Raw genomic sequence first — 26,002 nt, forward strand, 5'->3', positions numbered from 1 at the left:
GATGGCGGCGATCCCCAATCTGCACGAGTTTCAGGAGGGGCCGACCCTTGCCGAATTGATGACGGCGTTGCCCGTGGCGACCCTGGTGATCCGGCCGGACAACAGCATTGCCGACGCCAATGTGCGGGCGGAAACGATGCTGAACATGGCCCGTTCCGCCATCATCAACAGCGACATCACGCGCACCGTGCGCATAGCGGAAGCCGGCACGCGTTTCGACATCTGGCACACCAACAAGCCCATCGCCGCCTATGACATCAAGGTGCACGCTGGTCGCACGGCGGAAATGGAGGTCGACCTGATGATTTCCCCGATCATCGACCATGAAGGCTGGCGCATCCTGTCGATCCATGCGCAGGGGCAGGCGCGCAAGATCGGCCATCGGGGCAGCACGGGCGGGGCCCGTTCCGCCATGGGCGCAGCCGCCATATTGGCGCATGAGATCAAGAACCCGCTGTCGGGCATACGCGGCGCCGCACAACTCTTGGAATCCGGCAATGACGGCCATGATTCGGCCCTGACCCAGCTTATCTGCAACGAGGTCGACAGGATCGCCGCGCTGATCGACCGGATGCAGGATTTCACGACCGCATCCAACCTTGAATGCCGTCCCGCCAATATCTATCCGTTGCTGGATCGGGCGGCAGGGATTGCGGCCGCCGGCTTTGCCCGCAACATCCGCATCATCAAGCGTTATGATCCGTCCTTGCCCTTTGCCGTCATCAACGATGACGCGCTGGTGCAGGTGATGATCAACCTGCTGAAGAACGCGACCGAGGCGCTGGACCATATCGACAAGCCCTGTGTCCGGGTGGAGACCGCCTTTCGCCATGGCATGTCCTTCGTTCGGGAGAAGGGCAAGGGCAGCGCCGTGCTGCCCATCGAGATATTGGTGATCGACAATGGGCCGGGCGTGCCCGAACATATATTGGACCATTTGTTTAACCCGTTCATCACGGGCAAGCGCGACGGCCAGGGGCTGGGGCTGGCGCTTGTCGACAAGCTGGTGCGGGACATGGGCGGTTTCGTCCAATATTCCCGCGACAGCGAAGCGGGCGAATCCACCTTTCGCATCCTCCTGCCGATGGGCATGGGGTGATGGCCTCGCAACCCGGTTCCGTCCTCGTCGTCGACGACGATCCCGCCATCTGCGTCGTGGTGGGCGAGGCGCTGCGGCGCCAGGGGCATAAGGTCAAGATCGCCTCCTCCATTCGCGAGCGCGCGGCGCTTTTGCAAAGTTTTGCGCCCGATGTGCTGATCACCGACGTGATGCTGCCCGATGGCGATGGCCTGGACGATGTCGCCCAGATCATCGCGCAGGAACACCGCATCAATGTGATCGTCCTGTCGGCGCAGAATACGCTCAACACGGCGATCCGGGCGACCGAGCAGGGCGCGTTTGAATATCTGCCCAAGCCGTTCGACCTGAACGAACTGACTCGCGCCGTGGCCGACGCATTGGCGACCAGGCGGGCGGCGAGAGACGGGGAAGGGGAGCGCACCGCCGACTTCCCGCATGACGGCCTGCCGCTGGTCGGCCGGTCGCCCGCCATGCAAGAGGTGTATCGCACCATCGCCCGCGTGCTTTCCAACGATCTGTCGATTCTGGTGCTGGGCGAATCGGGCACCGGCAAGGAGCTGGTCGCAGAAGCGATTCACAGCCTGGGCCAGCGCCGGACAAAGCCCTTTGTCGCGATCAACATGGCGGCCATCCCCCGCGAACTGATCGAAGCGGAATTGTTCGGCTATGAAAAAGGCGCCTTCACCGGCGCCCATGCCCGCACCGCCGGCAAATTTGAACAGGCGCAGGGCGGCACATTGTTCCTGGACGAAATCGGCGACATGCCAATGGAGGCCCAGACGCGCCTGCTGCGCGTGCTCCAGTCCGGCGAGGTGACGACCGTTGGCGGGTCGAAGGCGATCAAGGTCAATGTCCGCATCATCGCCGCCACCAACAAGCAACTGCCCACGCTGATCGAGGCCAACCTGTTCCGGCAGGATCTTTATTATCGCCTGAACGTCGTGCCTATCGATCTTCCGCCGCTGCGCGAACGGCGGGAGGACGTGATCTTGCTGGCCCGTCATTTCCTGGAATTGGCCGCGCGCGAGGGCCTTCCACGCAAAGCCCTGTCGGACGACGCCGCGCAACTGCTGATGGCCTATCACTGGCCGGGCAATGTACGCGAACTTCAAAATCTGATGCAACGCATGGCCGTGCTGGCGCGCGAGAACATGATTACCGCCGACATGCTGCGGCAGGCGCTGCCTCTGGGCACCGTGCCCGCCGAAGCGGCGGCCAGCGCGGATCAGCTTGCTGGCGCGGTGCGCGAATGGGCGAGGCGGCAATTGTCGATCGGTCTTGGGCAGGCGCAATTGTCGCTGCACGATGATCTGCTCGCCGTGGTGGAACCGATCTTGTTCCAGGAAACGCTGGCCAATGTCGACGGCAACCAGATCCGGGCGGCAGGCCTTCTGGGCATCAACAGAAACACCCTGCGCAAAAAGCTGACCGATTATGGGCTCGACCCAGTGCAGTTGCGATTGATGGACTGACAGCGCGACGAAACGACGGCCTGTTTCGATCAACGGCGCGGTCGATAGCAAATGCTGTGGTTGAACGGGCACGGCATTGTTGTAAGAATGCCACTGTGACTGGTGACGCGCTCTCTCTTGCTCTCACGCCGCGTCGTCGGCCATATTGGGGCTCGCTGCGCCTGTCCGGCAAGGTGGCGGCGGCCATAGAGGTCGTGACGCTGTGCGCGATGATGGGCATTGCCGCGCTCACCTATCGCCTGCTGTCCGGACAGGGCCAATCCTATACCTTGCTGACGCCGCCGATCGTCGCCCTTCTTCTCGTCGCCAATCTGGTGCCGGCGATCGCCCTGCTGGTCCTGCTGGGGCGGCGCGTGGCCAAACGTCGGGCCGCCAAATCGGTGATCGGCAGCGACGGGCAGTTGCACGTCCGGCTGGTCGCGATCTTCTCGATCATCGCCAGCGTGCCCATGCTGCTGGTCGTGATCTTCGCGTCATTGCTCTTCCAATATGGCGTCCAGTTCTGGTTTTCCGACAGCACGCGCGGGATGCTGCAAAACGCCAGCGATTTGGCGCGCGGCTATTATGAGCAAAATCTGCGCGAAGTCGGCGACGAAACCGTCACCATGGCCAGCGATTTGCGAGATTATTTAACGCAATCAAAGGTTTCCAGCCCGACTTTTGCAGAAGGTTATATCTATCAGGTTGTCACGCGAAAGCTGAACCGATCGGCCATTGTCGAAGTGGGCAAGGATGGCGTGGCGCGGACGGCGGCCACCGTCGACCCCGACAGCCGGCCGGCGGCGGCCATCGTGTCGCCCGACATCGTCAAGCGGCTCAAGGCTGGCGAAAATGTGGTCGTGATGGCCAAGCCCAATGAGATCGAGGCGGTGACGCTGCTCTATCCCAACCGGCAAATCTATCTTTATGCCGTGCGCGATTCCCAGACTTCGGCGTTCAGCAATGTGGAACGCGCCCAAACGGTGCTGGCGGATCTCGACGCCTTTGCCGCACAATCCCGTCAGCTCCAGTTGCGGTTCAATATTGCCTTGTTTTTCGGATCGCTGCTGCTGGTCGGCATCGCCGTCTATATCGCGCTTGCTGTTGCGGATTGGATGGTCCGGCCGGTTAACGAGCTGGTGCAGGCGGCCCGCCGCATTACCGCGGGCGATCTGTCGGCGCGCGTGACGACGCCGCAGTCGCGTGACGAGATCGGGACATTGGCCGAAGCGTTCAACCGCATGACCCAGCGGCTTGAGGCGCAAACCGGCGCTTTGGTGGCTGCCAACAGCCAGCTCGACAATCGCAGGGCCTTTATCGAAGCGATTCTTTCAGGGGTGAGCGCCGGCGTGTTGTCGGTCGACCAGAACGGCATCGTCCAGTTGCTCAACAGCTCGGCTGCCGCGATCCTGGTCGATGGGGATATCGACCCGGTGGGACGCCCTCTGGCCTGGCTCTCGCCCGAGCTGGCCGAACTGGCGGGCTCGCAGGAGCATGGCGGTATCGTTCAGCTTAGCTCGAAAGGCGAAATGCGGACATTGGCGGTGAAGGTGTCGCACGATGCGCCAGGCCATATTCTGACGTTTGACGACATCACACAGCAATTGTCGGACCAGCGCCGCGCCGCCTGGTCCGACGTTGCTCGCCGCATCGCGCACGAGATCAAGAACCCGCTGACGCCCATCCAGCTCGCGGCGGAGCGGCTTCAGCGCCGCTACGGGCAGGATGTGACAAACGATCCGGCGACATTCGCCCGGCTGACCGGCACGATCGTCCGGCAGGTTGGCGACTTGCGACGGATTGTAGACGAATTTTCCTCTTTCGCGCGCATGCCCAAACCGGTGTTCCGGCGCGAGGCTATCGCCGATATCGCGCGCCATGCGCTGTTCCTGCACGAAGTGGCTCACCCGGAAATCGAGTTCACTTTCAGTCAGGGCCAGGATGATGCCGAACTTGTCTGTGATCGGCGACAGCTGGGGCAAGCTTTAACGAATATCGTTAAAAATGCGGTAGAAGCTATTGAACAAAAATCGAAAAATGGTGAAATTTTGACCGGTCACATCAGCATGGACATCGCGCGCATTGACAATGCGCTCACGATCCTAGTGCAGGACGACGGCATCGGCCTGCCGCCTGAACGCGAGCGGATGCTGGAACCCTATATGACGACGCGGGCCAAGGGCACGGGTCTAGGCCTGGCGATCGTCAAGAAGATTGTCGAGGAGCATATGGGCGAAATCCGTTTCGAGGACAGGCCGGGCGGGGGCGCAAAGGTGACGCTTCGATTTGATGCAGCGATGCTCGACAGGATGGAAGAAGGGCGGGTCGTACCCATATCCGCCCCCGGTAACGATCATGGAAAAGTAACGGCAAATGGCGCTTGATATTCTGATTGTCGACGATGAGGAGGATATTCGCGATCTTGTCGCGGGTGTTCTGGAGGATGAAGGGTTTGAAACCCGTTCAGCCGCTTCCAGCGATGCGGCGCTCGACGCGCTGGCGACGCGCCGCCCTTCACTGGTCCTGCTGGACGTGTGGCTTCAGGGTTCGCGGATGGACGGGCTTGAATTGCTCGACGAGATCAAGCGGCGTGACCCCAGCATCCCCGTGCTGATGATTTCCGGTCATGGCAATATCGACACCGCCGTCGCCGCCATTCGAAAAGGCGCCGCCGATTTCATCGAAAAGCCGTTCGAAGCCGACAGGTTGCTGCATCTGGTCGCGCGCGCGACGGAGACGGAGCGCTTGCGGCGGGAAAACCAGGCGCTGCGCGCGCGCGTGGGGCAGGATGACGAACTCACCGGCACATCAGCGGCGATCAATGCCGTGCGCGCGACCATCAAAAAGGTTGCGGGAACCGGCAGTCGCGTTTTGATCTCCGGCCCCGCCGGCGTAGGCAAGGAAGTCGCGGCGCGGATGCTCCACAGCTGGAGCGGTCGCGCTGATGCCCCATTCATCATCGTCGCGGCTGCACGGATGGACCCGGACCGGGTCGAGGAAGAGTTGTTCGGGGTGGAAGACCCCAGCGGCCTTGTTCGTCCCGGCTTTCTGGAACAGGCGCATGGCGGCACGCTCTATCTCGATGAAATCGCCGACATGCCGGTGACGACGCAGGGCAAGATATTGCGGGTGCTGACCGATCAGAGCTTTACCCGTGTCGGCGGGCAGCGTCAGGTGAAGGTGGATGTGCGGGTCATTTCCTCAACAGCGCGCGATCTGGCGACGGAGATTGAGGAGCGTCGGTTTCGGGAAGACTTGTTCTACCGCCTTAATGTCGTGCCGCTGGTCATCCCGCCGCTGTCCGACCGGCGCGACGATATTCCGTCCCTCGTCGAACATTATCTTGCCCGTTTTGCCTCGGATCGCCGTGTTTCGCCGCCGGATATGGCGAGTGACGCCATGGCGGCCCTGCAAGCGCATGAATGGCCCGGCAATGTTCGACAACTCCGCAACGTCATCGAACGCACGATGATCCTGGCGCCCGGCGACCGGATCGGGCGGATCGAACTGGACATGCTGCCGCCCGAAATGACGAGCGGCGGAGTGGGGGAGGGCTCGGGCCATTCCGCCATCATGGGCGCGCCGTTGCGCGAGGCGCGGGAAAGCTTCGAGCGCGAATATCTGCGGATTCAGATCAGGCGCTTTTCCGGGAATATTTCGCGCACCGCGACCTTCATCGGCATGGAGCGTTCGGCCCTGCATCGCAAACTCAAGCTGCTGGGGATCACCGAAGACAAGGAGTGACGGGACCGTCAAATTTGCGGGGGCGGCAATCCGGGCATGGACGACCTTTCGCAACTGCGATATAGATGAAGCGTTCCCGACAAGCGGGATCAGGCACGACACCCTGCCCAGGGGTGCAAGGAGCGGGTAACGTCCCGCCAATAACGGAAGGCTGGAATACATGGCCGATAAAGTGAACAACCTGCAGGATATTTTCCTGAATCATCTGCGCAAGACCAAGACCCCTGTCACCATGTTCCTGGTCAAGGGCGTGAAGCTTCAGGGCATCATCACCTGGTTCGACAATTTTTCGGTGCTGTTGCGCCGCGACGGTCAGTCGCAACTGGTTTACAAGCACGCCATTTCGACGGTGATGCCGGCCCAGTCCATGGACCTTACCGAACTTCGCAAGTCCAGCGATGGCGACCGCAAGCCCAAGCTGCTTCAGGAAATCTTCCTGAACGCCGTGCGCAAGTCGGGCAGCCCCGTCACCATGTTTCTGGTGAACGGCGTGATGCTTCAGGGCGAAATCGCGGCCTTCGACCTGTTCTGCATGTTGCTGGAACGCGACGGCATGGTTCAGCTTGTCTACAAACACGCGATTTCCACCGTTCAGCCGCTTCATTCGCTCGACTTGTCGGGTGAGGGTGAAGGCGAGGATTGATCGCGACCCGATCGCGCCGATGGACATGTTCGGCGCGGTCGTCCACATAGACCGGCATGGCGATTTTCAACCGCGACAGTGAAGACGAGGTCGCGCGTGGCGCACGCGCGATCGTCGTTCATGCAGAAACCCACGGCGCTGATCGTCGTGACAGCGACGCCAGGCTGGAGGAAGCGCGCGGCCTTGCTCTGGCGATCGGCATTGATGTGCGCGCGGCGCAAAGCTTTCGCGTGCGTGATCGCAAGCCCGCGACCCTGTTCGGCAGCGGTCAGGTGGAACAGATCGCCACGCTGGCGCGGCAGGACGATGCCGAACTCATTATCGTCGACAACAACCTGTCGCCGGTCCAGCAAAGCAATCTGGAAAAGGCCTGTGAGGCCAAGGTCATCGACCGCACCGGGCTCATTCTGGAAATCTTCGGTGAGCGCGCGGCCACCAATGAAGGACGGCTTCAAGTCGAACTGGCCCATCTCGATTATCAGGCGGGGCGGCTGGTGCGCAGTTGGACCCACCTAGAACGGCAGCGCGGCGGTTTCGGCTTTCTGGGCGGTCCGGGTGAAACCCAGATCGAGGCTGACCGGCGGATGATCCGCGACCGGATGGCCAAGATCCGGCGCGAACTGGACCAGGTGACCCGCACCCGCGGCCTGCATCGCGCCCGTCGCCAGCGTGCGCCATGGCCGGTCATTGCGCTGGTGGGTTATACCAACGCTGGAAAATCGACGCTTTTCAACCGGATGACAGGCGCCGACGTCATGGCGGAAGACCTGCTCTTCGCCACGCTTGACCCGACCATGCGGCAAATCGCGCTGCCCGGACTGGACAAGGCGATCCTGTCGGACACGGTGGGTTTCGTTTCCGACCTTCCCACCCAGCTCATCGCCGCTTTCCGCGCGACGCTGGAGGAAGTGCTGGCCGCCGACATCATCATCCATGTCCGCGACATCGCCCATCCCGATAGCGAGGCGCAGCGGGATGATGTCCTCGATGTGCTCGGTGAACTGGGCGTGGCGGGAGAGGGGGCGCTGGCGCGGGATGGGGAGGCGAGCGAGCCTGTCCCGATGATCGAGGCATGGAACAAGCTGGACCTGCTCGATGCGGAGGGCCGCGAACATGCGCGCGAACTGGCGGCCCGGCGCGATGACGTCGTCATCCTGTCGGCCTTGACGGGAGAGGGGGTTCCAGACCTTCAGCGCGCCGTCAGCGCCCGTCTGACGGCGGGAGCGACCACGCACCGGCTGGAAATCCCGCTGTCCGATGGCGCGGCTGTCGCCTGGCTGCATGAGCATGGCGAGGTGCTAGGCAGCCATATGGAGGATGACCATATGATCGTCGACGCGCGGCTGTCGGCGTCGGCGCTGGCCCGCTTCAAAAAGCGGCAGGGCGAGGGCGATCCTACAGCCAGCGATGCATGACAAAGGCGTCGACCAGCCCATGACGCGGGTGATCGAATACGCCGGGTAACCGGCCGACGGTCGCGAATCCCATCGCCCGCCAAAGCGCCACCGCCCGTTCATTGGTGGCGATCACGAAATTGAACTGGATGGCGCGATAGCCAAGCGCGCGCGCCAGATCGAAGGAGGCTGCGCACATGGCGCGCGCCACGCCCCGGCCGGTCGCGGCGGGGGCCGTCACATAACCGGCATTGGCGACATGGGCGCCGCCGCCATGCTGGTTCACGCGGACATAGAATATGCCGAGCACGACGCCGTCCTCGACCAGCAGCCGCGTTGTGCGTTCGGGCGCCAGCCACAGGGCAAGGGCGCTCGCCCGGTCCATATCGCGCGGCACGGCCAGCGTTTCGCCAGCCCGGATCACTGGCTCCAATAGCGCCCAGATGGCGTCATCGTCTGCCGCCGTCGCCGGGCGAATCAGCCGTCCGACGCCTTGAGCTTCTGCTTCGCCCGCTGCCACAATGCCTCCTTGTCTTCCAGCGACAGCTCAACGAAGCGATCGCCCGCATCCGCCTCCATCGCGCGAAACCGGCGTTCGAATTTGATATTCGCTTTTCGCAGAGCGGTTTCGGGATCGATCTTTAGATGACGAGCGAGGTTGACGACCGCGAACAGCAGGTCGCCCACTTCCTCTTCCTGTTCATCAGGCGTCGCCGCGCCGTGGACTTCATCCAGTTCCTCGTGAATCTTGGCCACCGCACCTTGCGTATCCGGCCAGTCGAACCCGGTGCGCGCCGCGCGCTTCTGCAACTTCTCGGCACGGAGCAGGGAGGGAAGGGCGAGGGCGACTCCGGCCAGCGCGCTGGGGTCGGGCTCCTTCTCCGCGCGCTCCTGCGCCTTGATGACTTCCCACTGGGCATGGCCCGTGGTGCGATCCGCGCCATCGCCAAAGACATGCGGATGACGGCGCACCATCTTGGCGCTGATCGCGTCGATCACATCCTGCAACGCGAAGGCGTTCGCCTGTTCGGCCATGCGCGCATGGAACACGACTTGCAGCAACAGGTCGCCCAGTTCGTCGCACAACGCGGCCATATCGTTGCGGGCAATGGCGTCGGCGACTTCATAGGCTTCTTCGATCGTATAGGGCGCGATCGAAGCGAAGTCCTGCGCAACGTCCCATGGGCACCCCAGTTGCGGATCGCGCAACCGGGCCATGATCTGTGCGAGCGGCATGATGTCGGCCGGACTGGCGGTATCGGCGGGCATGGTGATCGTTCGCTTTCCACGATTTGCTGCTAAGGTCAGCAGGGTTTAGCAGGGAGGCCGACAAAGACCAGCACCCCGGATCAATAAGTCCGATAATATATATTATGTTAAATAATCACCATGCCATTTGGGGCTAAGCGTTGGTAAGCCATGGAACGCCTGTAAAACGCCTCTCGGGCGCGTTTTGCGACTCGGCGGAAAAATGGTCGGGGAGACAGGATTCGAACCTGCGACCCTCTGCTCCCAAAGCAGATGCGCTACCAGGCTGCGCTACTCCCCGACTGGTCACGCCTTTGACCTAAGCCGGTGCGCGCGTCAATGGATGGCTTGCGTTGCGTTGCGCTCTGGCCGATCATCCTGGGCCAGATGCGCGAGCGCGCATGGCTCCGAAAGGACGGCATGACTGAAATCGACGACCTGATCCAGCCGATGACGCAGTTGCGCCGCGACATTCACGCCCATCCCGAACTGGCCTTTTGCGAACGACGCACCGCCGCGATGATCGCAGGGGAACTGCGCGCGCTGGGCCTGGACGTGCATGAAGCCATTGGCCGCACCGGCGTTGTGGGTGTGCTCAGGAACGGATCGTCAAAGCGCAGCATCGGTTTGCGCGCCGACATGGATGCCCTGCCCATCGATGAACAGACCGGCCTTCCATGGGCCAGCACCGTTCCGGGTTCTTTCCACGGTTGCGGGCATGACGGCCATGTCGCCATGCTGCTGGGCGCGGCCCACCATCTGGCGCGCCATCGCGACTTTGACGGGACCGTGAATTTCATCTTTCAGCCGGCCGAGGAAGGCCATGGCGGCGCGCGCGAGATGGTGGCGGAGGGCCTGTTCGATCGCTTCCCCTGCGACCGGATATTCGCCCTGCATAACTGGCCTGACCTGCCCGCCGGAACGATCGCCACCCGTACGGGTCCGATCATGGGCGCCGCCGACTGGTTCGACATCCATCTGGAAGGGCGCGGCGGCCACGCCGCCATGCCGCAGGACACGCCGGACGCCATATTGGCCGCCGCGCATCTGGTGACGCAGTTGCACAATATCGTTTCTCGCCGGATCGCCCCTGTTGCACAGGCGGTACTGTCCGTCACCCGCATTCAGGGCGGACATACCCACAATGTCCTGCCCGACCGTGTCAGCATAAAGGGCACGGTTCGCAGCTTCGATCCCGCCGTGCAGGATCAGATCGAAACCGAAATGCGCCGCGTGGCCCAGGGCGTCGCGATGGCGGCCGGGTTGACCGCGACCGTGCATTATCAAAGAAACTATCCGGCGACGATCAATGATGCAGACGCGGCAAATGAGGCGCTGAAGGCCGCCGCCACGGTCGGCACGGCTCTGGAGGCGCCCGACCCCGCGCTGACGGCCGAGGACTTCGCCTTCATGCTACAGGCGTGCAAGGGCGCCTATATCTGGCTGGGCCAAGGGCGACCCGACGGCAGCCCGCCGCTGCACAATCCGCGATATGACTTCAACGACGACGTGCTGGGCATCGGCATTCGCCTGCATGTCGCGCTGGTGCGGCAATGGCTGGGTGATGTCGGCGCGTCCTAAAACCAGGCGCGCAAGCCGACAACCAAGCTGGTGTGCCAAGGCCGATCCCCGGCGGCCCGCGCATAGTCCGCGCTGTCGCCCAGCTTCCTCTCCCAATGGACGCCGGCATAGGGGGCGAATTCCCGGGCGATCTCGTAGCGCAGACGCAGGCCCAGTTCGATCTCGGAAAACCCAGAACCTATGCCCAGTTCCGGCACATTCTGCGCGGCGATATTCACCTCAGCCGCTGGTTGCAGGATCAGCCGCTGGGTGATCCGCTGGTCATAGCTGCCCTCCAGCCGAAGATGCGCATCGCCCTTCTCCGACAGGAAGGCTGATACGCCGACTTCAAACCAATAGGGCGCCAGACCGTCGATCCCGATGACCGCATAGCTGCGCTGAGGCCCCGGGCGGAAATCGTGGCGCACCCCGGCCTCCAGATTGAACCAGGGGTCGATGGCGCGGCGATAGAGCGCCTGCGCCTCAGCCCGCTCCACTTGGCCGCCAAACGCCCCTTCCCCCTCGCTCTTTACGGCAAGGCGGTTGATGTCGCCGCCGATCCACGCCTCCCCTTCCCATGCGTAGCCGTCCGCGCCCTTCACCGCGCGATATTCCAGACGGTCGAGCATGAGCTTGGACCAGGTCATGCCGCCACTTTCCCGGATCATCGCGGCGCGTGCACGCGCCATCGCGGCCGGATCGTGAAAGGCGTCGGCGGCATGATCGGTCGGGATGGGTGGCGGATCGCCAACGGGGATTGGGGCGCTCGCCTTGTGGCCGGCGTGCGGATCGGCAGAGGGCGCGCGATGCCCGGCATGATCGTCCGCCCCGCCACCGTTAGCTGTCGCACCGTCGCCGGGGGGATTGTCGTGGCTCATCGCGGAATGATCCATGGCGTCATGGCCCTGCTGCGCCACGGCTGGGCTTGCCGTCAGGGCAAGCATCGCCAGGGGGAAAAGCCTCATGCTCCGTCCTCGGCATGTCGCACGGTTACGACGCGCATCATCCCCGAATGCATGTGCATCAGCATGTGGCAGTGGAAGGCCCAATCGCCCAGCGCATCGGCGGTCAGATGGAAACTGACCTTGCCGCCCGGCAGCACATTGACCGTATGCTTGCGCGGATTATGAACCCCCTGCCCGATTTCCAGCTCAAAAAAATGGCCGTGGAGGTGGATCGGGTGCGGCATCATCGTATCGTTGATCAACGTCACCCGGACGCGCTCCCCATGGCGGAAGGGAATCGGGTCTGCGCCATCCGACAGTTTCACGCCATCGAACGACCACATATAGCGTTCCATATTGGCGGTGAGATGAATGTCGATGCTCCGCGAGGGCGCGCGGTGGTCGGCATTGGGCGTCAGCGATTTGAGGTCGGCATAGGTCAGCACGCGATGGTCGACCTCTTCCAGCCCGGTGGGCCGTTCGCCGGTGCGGTCGACAGGCATGGGCGACAGGGTCGCGACGCCCGCTCCCATGTCCACCTGCGGCGCGACGGATGGATCGCGCATCGTCATGCGCATCGCATGGCCTTCGCCATGGTTCATGCCGGACATGTCCATGCCCATATCCTTCATGCCCAACAGAGGCCGGGGCCGCAGAGGCGGGATGGGCGCGACCATGCCCGGTCGCGGCGCCAGCGTCGCGCGGACCAGGCCGGACCGGTCGATCGCCTCGGCTATCAGGGCATAGGCGGCCGCTTTCTCCGGCTGCACAATGACGTCATAGGTTTCCGCAATGCCGATCTGAAACTCGTCGGTTTCGACCGGCTGCACATCCTGCCCGTCGCATTGCACCACCGTCATCGGCAAGCCGGGCAGGCGGACGTTGAAATTCGTCATCGCAGACGCATTGATGATGCGCAGCCGCACCCTTTCCCCCGGCGCAAACAGGCCGGTCCAGTTCTCGTCCGGGCCATGGCCGTTGACCAGATAGCGATAGGCCGCGGCGCTGATATCGGAAATATCGGTCGGGTCCATCCGCATGCCCCCCCAATCGATCCGTTCCTTCAGCGACTGGTCCCGCCCGGCGAGCAGGCCCGCCATCGTCTGCCGCTGCATATTATAATAACCACCCATCTGCTTCAGGCGTTTGAGCAACATATGGGGATGGACCGGGCTCCAGTCGGCCAGGACGATCACATGTTCGCGATCATGGGAAACCGGGTCGTCGGCCGCCGGGTCGATTATGATCGGGCCATAAAGGCCCATGGCTTCCTGCATCCCCGAATGGCTGTGATACCAGTAGCTTCCCGCCTGCCGCACAGGAAATTCATAGGTGAAGGTTTCACCCGGACCGATCCCCGGAAAGCTGACGCCCGGCACGCCATCCATCTGGAACGGCACCAGCAGGCCGTGCCAGTGGATCGACGTATCCTCGCGCAAATGGTTGGTCACCGCGATGCGGACATTCTGCCCTTCCTTCAGCCGAATCAGCGGCGCAGGGACTGAGCCGTTGACGCTGATCGCATGGCGGCTTTTCCCACCGACGCCGAAATGGCCCTGCGCCACGTTCAATTGGATGAGATCGCCGCTGAGGACCGCGCCTTTTGCGGCTGCCCCGCCTGTTCCACTGGTCGCCCAGGCTGGAAAGGCGCGCGCGGCCCCCACACTCATGGCGGCGCCCGCCAAATTTTTGATCAGGCTGCGACGATCAAGCGATGGCGTGGTGGGCTGGGGCACAGGGCAAATCAATTCCTATATAAGGGACGCTCACATTGGATAGCGATACGCCATCCCAGATGACGGCATTTTTCATGCTTCGCAACGCCCCGCCCATTGCGACGCGACCCGCTTTATCCCATAATGTCCGCACGATGAGCGATGATCAGGAAAAGCCCGAAGCGGCAAAAGAACAGGCCCCCGCCAAGACCACATCGGACGCGCTGGCCAAAGGTGTTTCGAAGAGCCTGTGGATGGGAACCGCGGTCGGCATTGGTTCCGCGGCCATCGTCGCCGCCCTGCTTTACGCCCGCAAGCGTTCCTGACGCAGGCAATCCGCCCTTTTTATGCTAACCGAATAAAGAAACGGCCCGGTGTATCCACCGGACCGTTCCTCCTTCGCGACCCTCGGGGGGCTCCTTTGGCCTGCCTTCGTGACAAGCAGGTCAGTTATGGCCGTTATCCGCTATTTGTCAGCCGGTGGCGCCGGACAGGTAGGTCACCAATTCCACCTTGCTGACCGACGCGCTCTTGTCGGCATCGGCGGTCGTAAAGGCGCCGCTGGCCCAAGCAGTCACTTCGGCGGGCGGCAGCATCTTGCCGGTGGCCTTCATTTCCTGCTCCTTCAGGGCAGTCATCCAGCGGCCAAATTCGGCCTGATCCAGTTGACCGTCGCCATTGGCGTCATAAGAGGGAAACTCGCCGTCAACGATGGACGCCACTGCATCAGCGGGGTTGGCCGGTGCGGGTTGGGCTGCCTGAGGGGTAGCCGTTGCGGGTTCGGCTGCCTGTGGCGAAGCCGGTGCGGCGTCCTGCGCAATGGCTGGGGCGGAAATGGCGATCATTGCCGAACAGAGAAAAAAGCGAACCATGCGACACTCCTTCGATATTATCGGTTCATCCAGTGCTTAAGTGAAGAACCAGCTTGTTCTGACCGGATGAACAGATGGGCATCGTGAGATGTTCCGCATATTTTCGGTGTAATATTTCAGTTCATCGGTCGATATATTTCGTCTCACCGATCTTCTGAGCCAAAGGCCGGTCAGGTCGCGCAACCTTCGCCCGGCGAACGCCCGAACCCATGGGTCATTGGCTCATTTGCCTGCGCTGCCCGACGCTGCTAGGCGGCACGCCATTCCGTCCACGCCTTATCTCAGGATTCGCCATGATCCCTCGCTACGCCCGCCCGCAGATGACCGCCCTCTGGGAACCGGAAGCCCGCTTCAAAATCTGGTTCGAAATCGAGGCGCACGCAACGGAGAAACTGGGCGAACTGGGCGTGGTGCCGCCGTCAGCGGCGAAGGCGCTGTGGGACTGGTGGGCGACCAACCCGGCCATCGACGTGCCCGCCATCGACGCGATCGAAGCGGTGACCAAGCATGACGTCATCGCCTTCTTGACCTGGGTCGCCGAACAGGTGGGCGACGAAGCCCGCTTCATGCATCAGGGCATGACGTCGTCGGATGTTCTCGACACCTGCCTTGCGGTTCAACTCGCACGCGCCGCCGATATCTTGCTCGATGATCTCGACAAGCTGCTGGAGGTGATCAAGCGTCGCGCCTTTGAGCACAAATTTACGCCGACCATCGGCCGCAGCCATGGCATCCATGCGGAACCTGTGACTTTCGGCCTCAAGATGGCGGAGGCCTATGCCGAGTTCGCCCGTTGCAGGACGCGCCTGATCGCGGCCAGGGCGGAAATCGCGACCTGCGCCATTTCCGGCGCGGTCGGCACCTTCGCCAATATCGACCCGCGCGTCGAGGAACATGTCGCCGAAAAACTGGGCCTGGCCGTGGAGCCGGTGTCGACGCAGGTCATCCCGCGCGACCGCCACGCCATGTTCTTCGCGACGCTGGGCGTCATCGCCTCGTCGATTGAACGGCTCGCCATCGAAGTGCGCCACTTGCAGCGGACCGAAGTGCTGGAGGCGGAGGAATATTTCTCCCCCGGGCAGAAGGGATCGAGCGCCATGCCGCACAAGCGCAACCCGGTGCTGACCGAAAATCTGACCGGCCTTGCCCGCATGGTGCGCGCCTATGCCCTGCCCGCGATGGAGAATGTCGCCCTGTGGCATGAACGCGACATCAGCCATAGCTCGGTCGAACGCTATATCGGTCCCGACGCCACCATCACGCTGGACTTCGCGCTGGCGCGGCTCACCGGCGTCATCGACAAGCTGCTGGTCTATCCCGAACGGATGATGAAGAATCTCGACAAGATGGGCGGCCTTGTCCACTCGCAGCGCGTGCTGCTGGCGCTGACGCAGGCGGGCGTCAGCCGCGAGGACAGCTATCGTTACGTGCAGCGCAACGCCATGAAAGTGTGGGAGTCCGATGGCCAGTTGTCGTTGATGGAATTGCTCAAGGCGGACCCTGACGTTGCTGCGGCGTTGAGCGCCGACCAGATCGCGGAAAAATTCAACCTCGATTATCATTTCAAGCAGGTCGACACGATTTTTGCGCGCGTCTTTGGCGTCTGAACCCGGAGCGAAAGGGCGGCGTTGGGCGGGGCTTTCGCCCCCGTCCAAAATCGCCTAAGTTACCCGGTGAAAAAGCCAAAAAGGATAGCCGATGCAATTCCTGAAGACCGCATTCTGGGTCATATTGGCGGTGGCGATCGCCCTGTTCTGCAAGGCGAACAACAGGCCGGTCGATATCAAGATCTGGGGCGATATCGTCTGGGAAACGCGTATCTGGTTTCCGATCGTTCTGGCATTTCTGCTCGGCGCATTACCCATCTGGATCATTGGCCGCGCCAGAATATGGAGCCTGCGCCGTCGGCTGGACAGCTCCGAACGCGCGCTCGCCAATATGGCGGCAACCAGTGCCCCGCCACCATCCCCCATCGGCGCGCTGCCAGACGCGGCTCCGGTTCCTCCCTCCTTCCCTTCCGATCTACCGCCAGCCACAGCAGGTAACGCATGAACAGCCCGCTCTATGTCGCCATCGACACGCCCGATCTGCAAAAGGCCGAAGCCCTGGCCCGGCAGGTTCGCAACCATGTCGGCGGGCTGAAACTCGGTCTCGAATTCTTTTGCGCCAATGGCCATCATGGCGTGCACCAGATGGCGAAGATCGGCCTGCCCATCTTCCTCGACCTCAAATTGCACGACATCCCCAATACAGTGGCCAAGGCGGTGCAGGCGCTGCATCCGCTGGAACCGGCAATCCTGACCGTGCACGCGGCTGGCGGGCGCGCCATGCTGGAGGATGCAAAGGCGGCGGCGGGGAGTCATACCAAAGTGGTCGCAGTAACGGTGCTGACCAGCCTGGACGACGGCGACCTTCTCGACATCGGCGTCGGCGGCCGCGCCATGGATCAGGTTTCGCGTCTGGCCGACCTGGCGCAAAGCGCCGGGCTGGACGGGATCGTCTGTTCGGGTGAGGAAGTCGGCGTCGCCCGGGCGGCCTGGCCCAATGGCTTTTTCGTCGTCCCCGGCGTACGCCCGGCCGGTGGCGCCATGGGGGATCAGAAGCGGGCCGTCACCCCCCGCGAGGCGCTTGATCGCGGCGCATCGATTCTGGTCGTCGGTCGCCCGATCAGCCTGGCCGCCGATCCCGACCTTGCCGCGCGCGCGATTGAAGCGACGCTTTAGGCTGCGGCCCGCCGCTCCAATATCTCTTCCGCCACCCCGCGCGTGCGGACATTGTCGACGTCGATGGCCGCAGCGCCGTCTGAGAGGATCACGGGGCGTATCTCCATGCGGAAACGGCGTGAAAAGCGCGCAAAGGCCTGCTCCAGAGTGCCAATGCCGAAGCGGAACCGAACGAGGTTCAGCAGGCCGAATGCGCCGATGATCCGCGCGGGATATTTGGCGAACTGCCCGCCGGACCGGAACGTCTCGGCTGCTTTCAACGCCCCGGCATTGCCGATCCAATAGCTGTTGCAGTTGGAATAGGCATTGTCTGAAAAACGGTAGAAGCGCCGCTGCCCGTCAGGATGGGCGGCAAGAACGGCGTCCCGTGGCGCGAACGCCACGGCGGCGTCAGCGCCCTGGGCGCCCGCCCGGAATTCGGCGATCATCGCTCCGGTCAGCAGGACATTGTCGGCGGTGGTGATGATAAGGGGGAATTGCGCGCCCTGCGCTGCGCCGAGGACGCTGTCGACCAGATTGGGTTGGGCCTTGGAAATGGTCAGCCGCCCTTCCGATCGCAATCGGACCACCGTTTCCAGCGCGTCGAGCACGGCGGGGTCATCAATCGATATGTGGATATGGGCGACATCGGCGCTTTCCGCCAATGTCGTCAGCGCGTGCAGGACCATGGGCCTCCCGGCCACCGGCGACAGGCATTTGTGACTGACCCCAGCCTCCTGCGCCAGCGGGTCCAGCGTTTCGCCCCTGCGTCCGGCCAGCAGGATGACATCAACCGCGCTCACGCCGCGCGCTCCAGAGCCTGCTGCTCCAGAAGCCCCTGCCGGGCCAGGCTGTGCGCCAAAATGGTTTCGACCAGGCTGGCATGATCGACGCCCAGCGTCGCGGCCGAACGAGAGATGGTTTTGCGCGACCACAGGTTGCACGACAGGTTCACTTCCATGAACAACAATGCATCGCTTTGCGGATCATAGCGGAACTCGAAGCGGCCATAGTCGAACGGCCATAGTTCGGGGAGCAATGCTTCCACCATCATGCGCAGCCGCTGGCGCAATCCGCCATCCTCGACAGGGACCAGCGGGTCGTCGCCAGCCGGGACCAGGCCGCGTTTTTCCTCATAGCTGCGTTCGCGCATTGGATCATCCGGCAGATACATCATCGGCGGCAATATCCATGGCGCATTCCCGCTACCGCCGACCACCGGCACCGCCACGTCCAGCAGCGGCTCCCAGCGTTCGACAATGACGTCATGGCCCTGTGCGAACAGATCGTCGGCGTGGTCATGGGCTTCTGCCCACGAAGAAACGGTGCGTACGCCCCATGAAGCCGAAGAGGCGTTGGGCTTTACGATCAGCTTTTCCGCTTGGAACGCCGGCGCCTCCGGCAGGCCGCCCCGGCGCAGGCATTGCCAATCCATTGTCGGCACGCCGCGCGTGCGCGCGATCATCTTGCTCAGATGTTTGTCGTCCGACGCGCCCCGCAGGATCGGGCTGGCGCCCAGAAAAGGGATGCCGGCACGGGTCAGCAGCAAGGGCGCCAACATCTCGCTGTTGAGGAAGCCGCCCCGGTTGAGCAGCGTGACCACGAAATCGACCGGCGGCGCGTCGAACAATATCTCATAATTGTCCGCCGCCAGCAGGTGCAGGCCGATGCCTTCCAGGGTCGTTCGCAATTCATGGTGATAGACGGCGTGATTGCCATCGACCGGATCGGGCGCGCCATCCTTGCAGGCGTGCTTGGCGAGGAACAGGACGCGCAGGCGCGCCTTGTCCGCAGGAGAGAGGCGCATGACGCGGGGGTGATCGTAGACCATGCCGCATCCATGCATCAGGGCTGTTACGCGCCCACGACTGAAGGATGACAACACAGGGTATGCACAATGACCCTGATGTTACGAATATGGGAAAATGGGGCGACCGATGGGATCCGAACCCACGACCTCTGGTACCACAAACCAGCGCTCTAACCGACTGAGCTACGATCGCCACGGGGCCGTCCGGCCCGTCGAGAGAAGCGCACATATGCGGCCCCGGCGCGCCCGTCAAGCAAGCAGTTGCGGCTTTTTCCTCGGGCAAAAGAAAAGGAGCAGAAGCGTCGCCGCCCTGCCCCTTTTTACCTCTCTGCTCGGGCGCTCGCTTCCGACTTATCCGGAAGTCAGGCGCGCCTCTCCTAAAACAGTCCGGCCGCGATATCCGAAAAAAGATGTCGACGGGGGCGGTGCCCGCAGGCGGCCCCCATCAAGCGATCAGTTGACTGCGTCCTTGAGGCCCTTGCCGGCCTTGAACTTGGGCTGGCTAGAGGCTTCAATGGTCATGGTTTCGCCAGTGCGCGGGTTGCGACCGGTGGAAGCCTTGCGCTGCGAAACGGAGAAAGTGCCGAAACCAACCAGGCGCACTTCGTCGCCCTTCTTCAGCGAGGCGGTGATCGCCTCGAATACGCCTTCGACGGCCTTGGCGGCGTCATTCTTGCTCAGGCCGCTGCTGTCGGCGACGGCGCTGATGAGATCCTGCTTATTCATGCCTTGGGAACCCCCTTCTTTAAAGGTGTCTGATTGATAGGAATCGCGGTTTGAGGCGCGCCAATAAGGCTTGGAATTCCGATGCTGTCAAAGGGAAAGCGACGAGTTTCCGGGGATATCGGCGATTTTGATCCACCTTGGTCAAAACCGCCGATTTCCGCCACTTTAATGCCGCAGTGCAGCATCACCCTCGCGGGGGGCGCCATGCCCCGGCTGGGCGGCCAGATCATCTTCCTCGGTCCAGTCGATGGGCTCCAGCGGCGCCGCCAGGGCGCGGGCCAGAACCTGGTCGACATGGGACACGGGAACGATTTCCAGCCCTTCGCGGATGTTGGCCGGTATTTCGGCCAGATCCTTTTCATTATCCTGCGGAATCAACACGGTCTTGATCCCGCCGCGCAGGGCGGCGAGCAGTTTTTCCTTCAACCCCCCGATCGGCAGCACGCGCCCACGCAGGGTAACTTCCCCCGTCATGGCCACGTCCTTGTGCACCGGAATACCGGTGAGCGCGCTGACGATGCAGGTCACCATGCCAATGCCCGCTGACGGCCCATCCTTCGGCACCGCGCCCTCGGGCAGGTGAATGTGGATGTCCTTGCGCTGGAAGATGCTGGGCTTGATGCCATAGCCGGGCGAACGCGCCCGGACGTATGAAAAGGCGGCCTGAACCGATTCGTTCATCACCTCGCCCAGCTTGCCGGTCGTCTTGATCGCGCCCTTGCCGGGCACGGTGACCGCCTCGATAGTCAGAAGTTCGCCGCCGACTTCGGTCCAGGCAAGGCCCGTTACCGCACCGATCTGGTTTTCTTCTTCGCCCACGCCATGGCGATATTTGCGGACACCCGCATAGTCGGCCAGATTTTCCGGCGTGATGACGACCTTGTCAAAGGCGCCTTCCAATATCTTGCGCAGCGCCTTGCGCGCGAGGCGCGCAATCTCTCGCTCCAGCGTGCGAACCCCGGCTTCCCGGGTATAGTAACGGATGAGGTCGCGAACCCCCTCCTCCGTCACTTCGAATTCGCCTGCCTTCAGGCCATGGGCGTCGATCTGCTTGGGCAACAGGTGCCGCTGGGCGATCTCGACCTTCTCATCCTCGGTATAGCCCTCCAGCCGGATGATTTCCATGCGGTCGAGCAGCGCCTGCGGCAGGTTGAGGCTGTTTGCCGTGGTCACGAACATGATGTCGGACAGATCAACGTCGATTTCCAGATAATGGTCCTGGAACTTGCTGTTCTGTTCCGGGTCCAGCACCTCCAGCAGCGCCGAAGCGGGATCGCCCCGGAAATCCTGACCCAGCTTATCGATCTCGTCGAGCAGGAACAGTGGGTTCATCGTCCCCGCCTTTTTCAGGTTGGTGACGATCTTGCCCGGCAGCGATCCGATATAGGTGCGGCGGTGGCCGCGAATTTCCGCTTCGTCGCGCACGCCGCCCAGCGACTGGCGCACGAACTCGCGGCCGGTGGCTTTCGCAATCGAACGGCCAAGCGAAGTCTTGCCCACGCCCGGCGGGCCGACAAGGCACAGGATCGGGCCTTTCAGCTTGTTGGTGCGCGCCTGCACGGCCAGATATTCGATGATCCGGTCCTTGACCTTTTCCAGCGCGAAATGATCCTCGTCCAGGATCGCCTGCGCCTTTTTCAGGTCGTTCTTGACCTTGCCCTTCTTGCCCCAGGGCAGGCCGAGCAGTACGTCGAGATAGTTACGCACCACCGTGGCTTCGGCCGACATGGGCTGCATGCCCTTGAGCTTCTTGAGCTCCCCATTGGCCTTGGTCCGCGCTTCCTTGGACAGCTTGGTCTTGGCGATCTTGTCGGCCAGTTCGGCCAGTTCGTCGCCTTCCTCGCCCTCGCCATTACCCAGTTCGCGCTGGATCGCCTTCAACTGCTCATTGAGATAATATTCGCGCTGCGTTTTCTCCATCTGGCGCTTGACGCGGCCGCGAATTTTCTTCTCCACCTGGAGCACGCCCAGTTCGCCCTCCATGAAGGCGAACACCATCTCCAGCCGCTTGACCGGATCGGACTCGACCAGCAGGGATTGCTTGTCGGCGACCTTCACGTTGATGTTGGCGGCGACAGCATCCGCCAGACGCCCGGCATCGTCGATCTCGCGCAACTGCACGGGGGTTTCGGCCGGCAGTTTCTTGTTGAGCTTGGCGTAATTTTCGAACTGCTCGGCGACAGAGCGCATCAACGCAGCCGCTTCCGGGCCTTCCGCAGCCATTTCCTCCAACGGAGTAACCTGAGCGATCAGATGCCCTTCGCCCGGCGAAACTTCGCTCAACTGCGCGCGGCTCTTGCCCTCCACCAGCACGCGGACAGTGCCATCGGGCAGCTTGAGCAATTGGAGAACCGTCGCAATCACGCCGGTATCATAGAGCGAATCCCGGCCCGGATCGTCCTCCGCCGGGTCGAGCTGCGACACCAGAAAAATTTCCTTGTCGGCCGTCATCGCGCTTTCCAGCGCCGACACGCTCTTGTCGCGACCGACGAAGAGCGGAACGATCATCTGCGGAAAAACGACGATATCGCGCAGGGGCAGCAAGGGATATTGGCTAGTCATGTAGTCTCCGAAACCGGCAACCGCGCCGGCTCAATCCTTCAATATGACGTCATATGGGGCGGGCCATGACGGCGATCAATTACTCTTGCGTCATAATTCGCGCCCGGTCCATCAGAAGGGCAGCTTGAAGCCCGGGGGCAGCGGCAGGCCGCTCGTCATCTTCGCCATTTCGCTGGAGCTGGCCTCATCCGCCTTCTTGCGCGCATCGTTGAAGGCGGCCGTCACCAGATCTTCCAAAATCTGCTTTTCGGACGGCGCCAGCAGGCTGTCGTCAATCGCAACGCCCAATATCCGGCCCTTGGCCGAGGCGCGGACCTTGACCAGACCGCCGCCGGACGATCCCTCCACCTCGATCTTGTCGAGATTTTCCTGTGCGCGGGTCAATTCCTCCTGCACGCGACTGGCCATGCCCAATATTTCGTTCAGGTCTTTCATGTTGCTATGCTCCATTGCGCCGATGGGTCATCCTCGACCAGTTCGGCATCGGGGAAGGCGGCCATCGCCGCCTGCACCACCGGGGTTGCCAATATGGCGGATCGCGCCTGTTCCGCGCGCGCTGCTTCCTGTTCCATCAAAGTCGGTTCTACCGGCTCCGCGCCAGCTTCGCGCACCTGCCAGGCGCCGCCGGTCACGTCCTTCAACGCCATGGCCAGATCGCGCGCAAAATCGCCATGCGGCCAGGGGCGTGTCAACCGCAACGCCAGTTCGGGCGGCGCAAAGCGCGCAATAGCCGCGCAGTCGTGGAAATGCTGGGCCAACTGGCCACGCCCGGCCTGCCAAAGCAGTTCGACCAGATCCTCGACCCGTTGGGGCAGGCGCGCCGATGATCCCTGCGTTGATGCGACCGGGGCTGACGCTGCGGCTTCCGGGGCCATGAGCGCGCCGCCCGCCAGCATTCGGGCGATGTCGCCGGGATCCGGCATGGACGCGGCATGGACCACGCGCAGCAAGGCCATTTCGCACGCCTCGATCGGCATGATCGCGGTGGCGACCTCGTCATGCCCCTTCAGCAGCAATTGCCATAGCCGGTGCAGCGCCCCGAAGCCCAGTTGCGACGCCCAGTCGGCCAGCGCCTCCCGCTCTTCCACCGATTGCGCCGGGTCGGGCGCATTGCGCCCGGCCTTGGCCACTGTCACCGCATGGGCCGTTTCCAGCAGCCCGCGCATCAGCGCGACCGGTTCGACGCCCAGTTCATGCTGATCGCGCACCATGGCCATAACCGCCGGCCCATCGCCTTCCAGCAGCGCCGCCATCAACCGCCGCACCGATCCGCGATCGGACAGGCCCAGCATGTCACGCACCTGCGCTGCGGTGACATGCGGCGCGCCGTCGCCTGATTCAGCGTGGGCGATCGCCTGATCCAAGATCGACAGGCCGTCGCGCGCCGACCCCTCGGCCGCGCGCGCGATCAGCGCCAGCGCCTCTTCCTCGGCATTGACGGCCTCGGCCTGCGCCACGCGCCCGAAATGGGCGGTCAGCACGTCGGCGGGAATGCGGCGCAGGTCGAATCGCTGGCACCGCGACAGCACGGTGATCGGCACCTTGTTCACTTCGGTCGTGGCGAACAGGAATTTCACATGGGCGGGCGGCTCCTCCAGCGTCTTGAGCAGACCGTTCCACGCCTGTTTCGAGAGCATATGGGCTTCGTCGATGATATACATCTTGTAGCGCGCGGAGACGGCGGCATAGCGCACCGCCTCGATAATCTCGCGGACATCGTCGATGCCGGTATGGCTGGCCGCGTCCATTTCGATGATGTCGATATGGCGCCCTTCGGCAATGGCGCGGCACGGTTCGCACACGCAGCACGGATCGATGGTCGGCCCGCCCTGCCCATCGGGACCGACGCAGTTCAGCGCCTTGGCGATCAGGCGCGCGGTCGATGTCTTGCCGACGCCGCGCACCCCGGTCATCAGGAAGGCATGGGCCAGCCGCCCGCGCTTGATGGCGTTGGCCAGCGTTTGCACCATGGCGTCCTGACCCAGCAAATCGCCAAAGCTCTGCGGCCGGTATTTGCGGGCCAGAACGCGATAGGGCTGGGTTGAATCGGACATGGGGCGCAGTCTAGCGGCTCGGACGGATGCTGTCGAAGTCCAAAGCGGGAACGGCCCGAAAAGGAGAGAAGGTGGGAGCCGGAACGACCCGCGGCAAAATCACTGTGGCTGCTTCCGTCAGGACCTGACCAGGTTGGCGACGACCACGTCCGCCCGACTCCCGGCGCGGCATATGGCGAATTGCCCCATGGATGGCAAGGGCGGCGCTTTAATCGAGCCCCGTCTTCTGCATCCGGCCCAGAAAATCGACCACGGCGGCCGCGACTTCGGCGATGGCCGCTTCCGAAGCCTTGGCGTCGACCGTCGGCCGGTCGAGGTAGACGGACAATATATATTCGTCGCCCGACGGCGCCATCAGCAGCGCGACGTCGTTATAGGCGTTGCCGCACGTCCCGGTCTTGCTGCCCGACTTCCACTCCTTGGGCAGGCCGGCGCGGATACGCTTGTCGCCGGTCGGGCTGGCCATCATCCAGCCGCGCAGCCTGCCCGCGCTCTGCGGCTCCATGTCGCGGAACATCAGCCGCGCCATCAGGGCCGCCATCGCCGCCGGACTGGTCGTGTCGCGCGGATCCCCTTGCGCATTTTCATTCAGCGTCGGCTCGTCCCGGTCCAGCCGCGTGACGGCATCGCCATGCGCTTTGACAAATGCCGTCAGCCCTGGCGGTCCGCCGATCATCGGCAACAACAGATTGGCGGCGCTGTTGTCGCTCACCTCCACCGCAGCCTGCGCCAGCTCCGCCATCGACATGCGCCCGCGCTTCTTGTTTTTCTTCACCACTGGCGCATAATCGAGAATGTCATCGCCACTGAAGGAAATCTCACCCTCCAGCCCGAACTTGCCCGCGTCCGCGCCCATCAGGATGGCGGCGGCCAGCGGCGCCTTGAACGTCGAGCACATGGCGAAGCGGTCGTCGCGGTTGAAACCCAGCAGCAACGCGCCCTTGCTGTCGACCAGCGCCACGCCAAGCCTGCCGCCGGTGCTGATTTCAATCTCGCGCGGGTTGCGGATCGACCGCACGACCGATTCGCTGATGGTATAACGCGGCGGTGGCGGCAGCAGCGACGGACGCGGCTTTTCGGGCGCGGCCCGCGCGCCGATCGCCATCAGCATCGTCGCGATGAGAAGAGCGGGTTTCAACGCCATTTCGCCATGCCCTGCATATTATTGGCTTCACCGGGAATACGGACCGTCAACGTCTTGAGCGCGTCTGTCAGCACGATCTGACAGGCCAGGCGGCTGGTGCGCGTGGCCGCCGCGGCCAGGTCGAGCATATCGTCCTCATCCTCGCTGGCCTTGTCCAGCCGCGCAAAATCCTGGGGTTCCACGATGACATGACAGGTGGAACAGGCCATCTGCCCCTCGCATGTGCCCTCCAGCGGCTGGCCTGCCCCCTGGGCAATGTCCAGAAGGATCGATCCCGCGGGGGCGTCCACTTCCCGCTTTGTCTCGCCGTCCGCGCTGATGAAGGTGACCCGTGTCATTATTATATGCTCCC

24 protein-coding genes, 2 tRNA genes and 1 other RNA gene are annotated in these 26,002 nt (G+C 63.0%); 11 read left to right on the plus strand and 16 right to left on the minus strand.

The annotated features are described in order from the left end of the window. Position 1 precedes the first annotated feature (1 nt). The 6 genes from GGR44_RS01490 (at position 2) to hflX (ending at position 8,334) form a co-directional block, all read left to right on the plus strand. The gene (locus GGR44_RS01490) at positions 2-1,099 is read left to right on the plus strand and encodes a two-component system sensor histidine kinase NtrB (protein WP_183954204.1); all 1,098 of its coding nucleotides are present in this window, start codon (positions 2-4) and stop codon (positions 1,097-1,099) included. After that, entirely contained in the window at positions 1,099-2,553 is a 1,455-nt protein-coding gene (gene ntrC / locus GGR44_RS01495; RefSeq protein ID WP_183953663.1) for a nitrogen regulation protein NR(I), read from the plus strand. The genes GGR44_RS01490 and ntrC overlap by 1 nt, the downstream gene beginning before the upstream one ends. Before the next feature lie 155 nt (positions 2,554-2,708). Beyond that, positions 2,709-4,916 carry a sensor histidine kinase gene (locus tag GGR44_RS01500; protein WP_246344299.1) on the plus strand — a complete coding sequence of 736 codons (2,208 nt, stop codon included), beginning with the start codon at positions 2,709-2,711 and terminating at the stop codon, positions 4,914-4,916. Continuing rightward, positions 4,906-6,276, plus strand: coding sequence for a nitrogen assimilation response regulator NtrX (gene ntrX / locus GGR44_RS01505; protein ID WP_183953664.1), 1,371 nt, complete (start codon positions 4,906-4,908; stop codon positions 6,274-6,276). Before GGR44_RS01500 ends, ntrX begins: the two co-directional genes overlap by 11 nt. Positions 6,277-6,436: 160 nt before the next feature. After that, positions 6,437-6,919 (plus strand): RNA chaperone Hfq, encoded by a 483-nt coding sequence (gene hfq / locus GGR44_RS01510; protein ID WP_183953665.1) that lies wholly within the window; start codon positions 6,437-6,439, stop codon positions 6,917-6,919. Between the two features lie 56 nt (positions 6,920-6,975). Continuing rightward, positions 6,976-8,334, plus strand: coding sequence for a GTPase HflX (gene hflX, locus GGR44_RS01515; protein WP_183953666.1), 1,359 nt, complete (start codon positions 6,976-6,978; stop codon positions 8,332-8,334). On the opposite strand, the gene GGR44_RS01520 is transcribed toward hflX, so the two are convergent. From GGR44_RS01520 to GGR44_RS01530, 3 genes are all read right to left on the minus strand, one after another. Continuing rightward, positions 8,315-8,833, minus strand: a complete 519-nt coding sequence (locus GGR44_RS01520) for a GNAT family N-acetyltransferase (protein ID WP_183953667.1) — start codon at positions 8,831-8,833, stop codon at positions 8,315-8,317. The genes hflX and GGR44_RS01520 overlap by 20 nt on opposite strands. Then, positions 8,791-9,582 carry a nucleoside triphosphate pyrophosphohydrolase gene (mazG, locus tag GGR44_RS01525; protein WP_246344266.1) on the minus strand — a complete coding sequence of 264 codons (792 nt, stop codon included), beginning with the start codon at positions 9,580-9,582 and terminating at the stop codon, positions 8,791-8,793. Before mazG ends, GGR44_RS01520 begins: the two co-directional genes overlap by 43 nt. A 203-nt stretch (positions 9,583-9,785) precedes the next feature. Beyond that, positions 9,786-9,862 (minus strand) — tRNA-Pro (locus tag GGR44_RS01530). A 119-nt stretch (positions 9,863-9,981) separates the two neighbouring features. Here GGR44_RS01530 and GGR44_RS01535 point away from each other — a divergent pair. Continuing rightward, positions 9,982-11,142 (plus strand): M20 aminoacylase family protein, encoded by a 1,161-nt coding sequence (locus GGR44_RS01535; protein ID WP_183953668.1) that lies wholly within the window; start codon positions 9,982-9,984, stop codon positions 11,140-11,142. Here GGR44_RS01535 and GGR44_RS01540 read toward each other — a convergent pair. Next, a complete protein-coding gene (locus GGR44_RS01540) occupies positions 11,139-12,086 on the minus strand; it encodes a copper resistance protein B (RefSeq protein WP_183953669.1) in 948 nt (315 codons plus the stop codon). The genes GGR44_RS01535 and GGR44_RS01540 overlap by 4 nt on opposite strands. Continuing rightward, entirely contained in the window at positions 12,083-13,801 is a 1,719-nt protein-coding gene (locus GGR44_RS01545) for a copper resistance system multicopper oxidase (protein ID WP_343052282.1), read from the minus strand. Before GGR44_RS01545 ends, GGR44_RS01540 begins: the two co-directional genes overlap by 4 nt. Before the next feature lie 134 nt (positions 13,802-13,935). Between GGR44_RS01545 and GGR44_RS01550 the strand changes: the two genes are divergently transcribed. Continuing rightward, on the plus strand, positions 13,936-14,106 hold the full coding sequence (locus GGR44_RS01550; RefSeq protein WP_183954254.1) for a hypothetical protein: 171 nt from the start codon (positions 13,936-13,938) through the stop codon (positions 14,104-14,106). A gap of 147 nt (positions 14,107-14,253) precedes the next feature. On the opposite strand, the gene GGR44_RS01555 is transcribed toward GGR44_RS01550, so the two are convergent. After that, entirely contained in the window at positions 14,254-14,652 is a 399-nt protein-coding gene (locus GGR44_RS01555) for an EF-hand domain-containing protein (protein WP_183953670.1), read from the minus strand. 293 nt (positions 14,653-14,945) lie between these two features. Between GGR44_RS01555 and purB the strand changes: the two genes are divergently transcribed. The 3 genes from purB to pyrF all read left to right on the plus strand — a co-directional run bounded on the left by purB (position 14,946) and on the right by pyrF (position 17,375). After that, positions 14,946-16,259 (plus strand): adenylosuccinate lyase, encoded by a 1,314-nt coding sequence (gene purB / locus GGR44_RS01560; RefSeq protein ID WP_183953671.1) that lies wholly within the window; start codon positions 14,946-14,948, stop codon positions 16,257-16,259. Between the two features lie 91 nt (positions 16,260-16,350). Beyond that, complete coding sequence (locus GGR44_RS01565) at positions 16,351-16,704, plus strand: lipopolysaccharide assembly protein LapA domain-containing protein (protein WP_183953672.1); 354 nt, start codon at positions 16,351-16,353, stop codon at positions 16,702-16,704. Then, positions 16,701-17,375 carry an orotidine-5'-phosphate decarboxylase gene (gene pyrF, locus GGR44_RS01570; RefSeq protein ID WP_183953673.1) on the plus strand — a complete coding sequence of 225 codons (675 nt, stop codon included), beginning with the start codon at positions 16,701-16,703 and terminating at the stop codon, positions 17,373-17,375. Before GGR44_RS01565 ends, pyrF begins: the two co-directional genes overlap by 4 nt. On the opposite strand, the gene GGR44_RS01575 is transcribed toward pyrF, so the two are convergent. The 10 genes from GGR44_RS01575 to GGR44_RS01620 form a co-directional block, all read right to left on the minus strand. Further along, positions 17,372-18,157: an NTP transferase domain-containing protein gene (locus GGR44_RS01575; RefSeq protein ID WP_183953674.1), complete on the minus strand. Its 786-nt coding sequence runs from the start codon at positions 18,155-18,157 to the stop codon at positions 17,372-17,374. The genes pyrF and GGR44_RS01575 overlap by 4 nt on opposite strands. Further along, entirely contained in the window at positions 18,154-19,185 is a 1,032-nt protein-coding gene (locus tag GGR44_RS01580) for a D-alanine--D-alanine ligase family protein (RefSeq protein ID WP_183953675.1), read from the minus strand. The genes GGR44_RS01575 and GGR44_RS01580 overlap by 4 nt, the downstream gene beginning before the upstream one ends. A gap of 95 nt (positions 19,186-19,280) precedes the next feature. Continuing rightward, positions 19,281-19,357, minus strand: a tRNA-His gene (locus tag GGR44_RS01585). A 260-nt stretch (positions 19,358-19,617) separates the two neighbouring features. After that, entirely contained in the window at positions 19,618-19,890 is a 273-nt protein-coding gene (locus tag GGR44_RS01590) for an HU family DNA-binding protein (protein WP_183953676.1), read from the minus strand. Positions 19,891-20,055: 165 nt separating this feature from the next. Next, positions 20,056-22,452: an endopeptidase La gene (gene lon, locus GGR44_RS01595; protein WP_183953677.1), complete on the minus strand. Its 2,397-nt coding sequence runs from the start codon at positions 22,450-22,452 to the stop codon at positions 20,056-20,058. A gap of 111 nt (positions 22,453-22,563) precedes the next feature. Further along, positions 22,564-22,887: a YbaB/EbfC family nucleoid-associated protein gene (locus GGR44_RS01600; protein WP_183953678.1), complete on the minus strand. Its 324-nt coding sequence runs from the start codon at positions 22,885-22,887 to the stop codon at positions 22,564-22,566. Next, positions 22,884-24,506, minus strand: a complete 1,623-nt coding sequence (locus GGR44_RS01605) for a DNA polymerase III subunit gamma/tau (RefSeq protein ID WP_183953679.1) — start codon at positions 24,504-24,506, stop codon at positions 22,884-22,886. Before GGR44_RS01605 ends, GGR44_RS01600 begins: the two co-directional genes overlap by 4 nt. Positions 24,507-24,573: 67 nt before the next feature. Continuing rightward, an RNA gene (gene ffs / locus GGR44_RS01610) (signal recognition particle sRNA small type) lies at positions 24,574-24,671 on the minus strand. A 43-nt stretch (positions 24,672-24,714) separates the two neighbouring features. Continuing rightward, positions 24,715-25,650: an SGM family class A beta-lactamase gene (blaSGM, locus tag GGR44_RS01615; RefSeq protein WP_183953680.1), complete on the minus strand. Its 936-nt coding sequence runs from the start codon at positions 25,648-25,650 to the stop codon at positions 24,715-24,717. Then, positions 25,641-25,988, minus strand: coding sequence for a 2Fe-2S iron-sulfur cluster-binding protein (locus GGR44_RS01620; protein ID WP_183953681.1), 348 nt, complete (start codon positions 25,986-25,988; stop codon positions 25,641-25,643). The genes blaSGM and GGR44_RS01620 overlap by 10 nt, the downstream gene beginning before the upstream one ends. Between the last annotated feature and the right edge of the window lie 14 nt (positions 25,989-26,002).

This window comes from Sphingobium fontiphilum (assembly GCF_014196635.1).
GTDB lineage: Bacteria > Pseudomonadota > Alphaproteobacteria > Sphingomonadales > Sphingomonadaceae > Sphingobium > Sphingobium fontiphilum.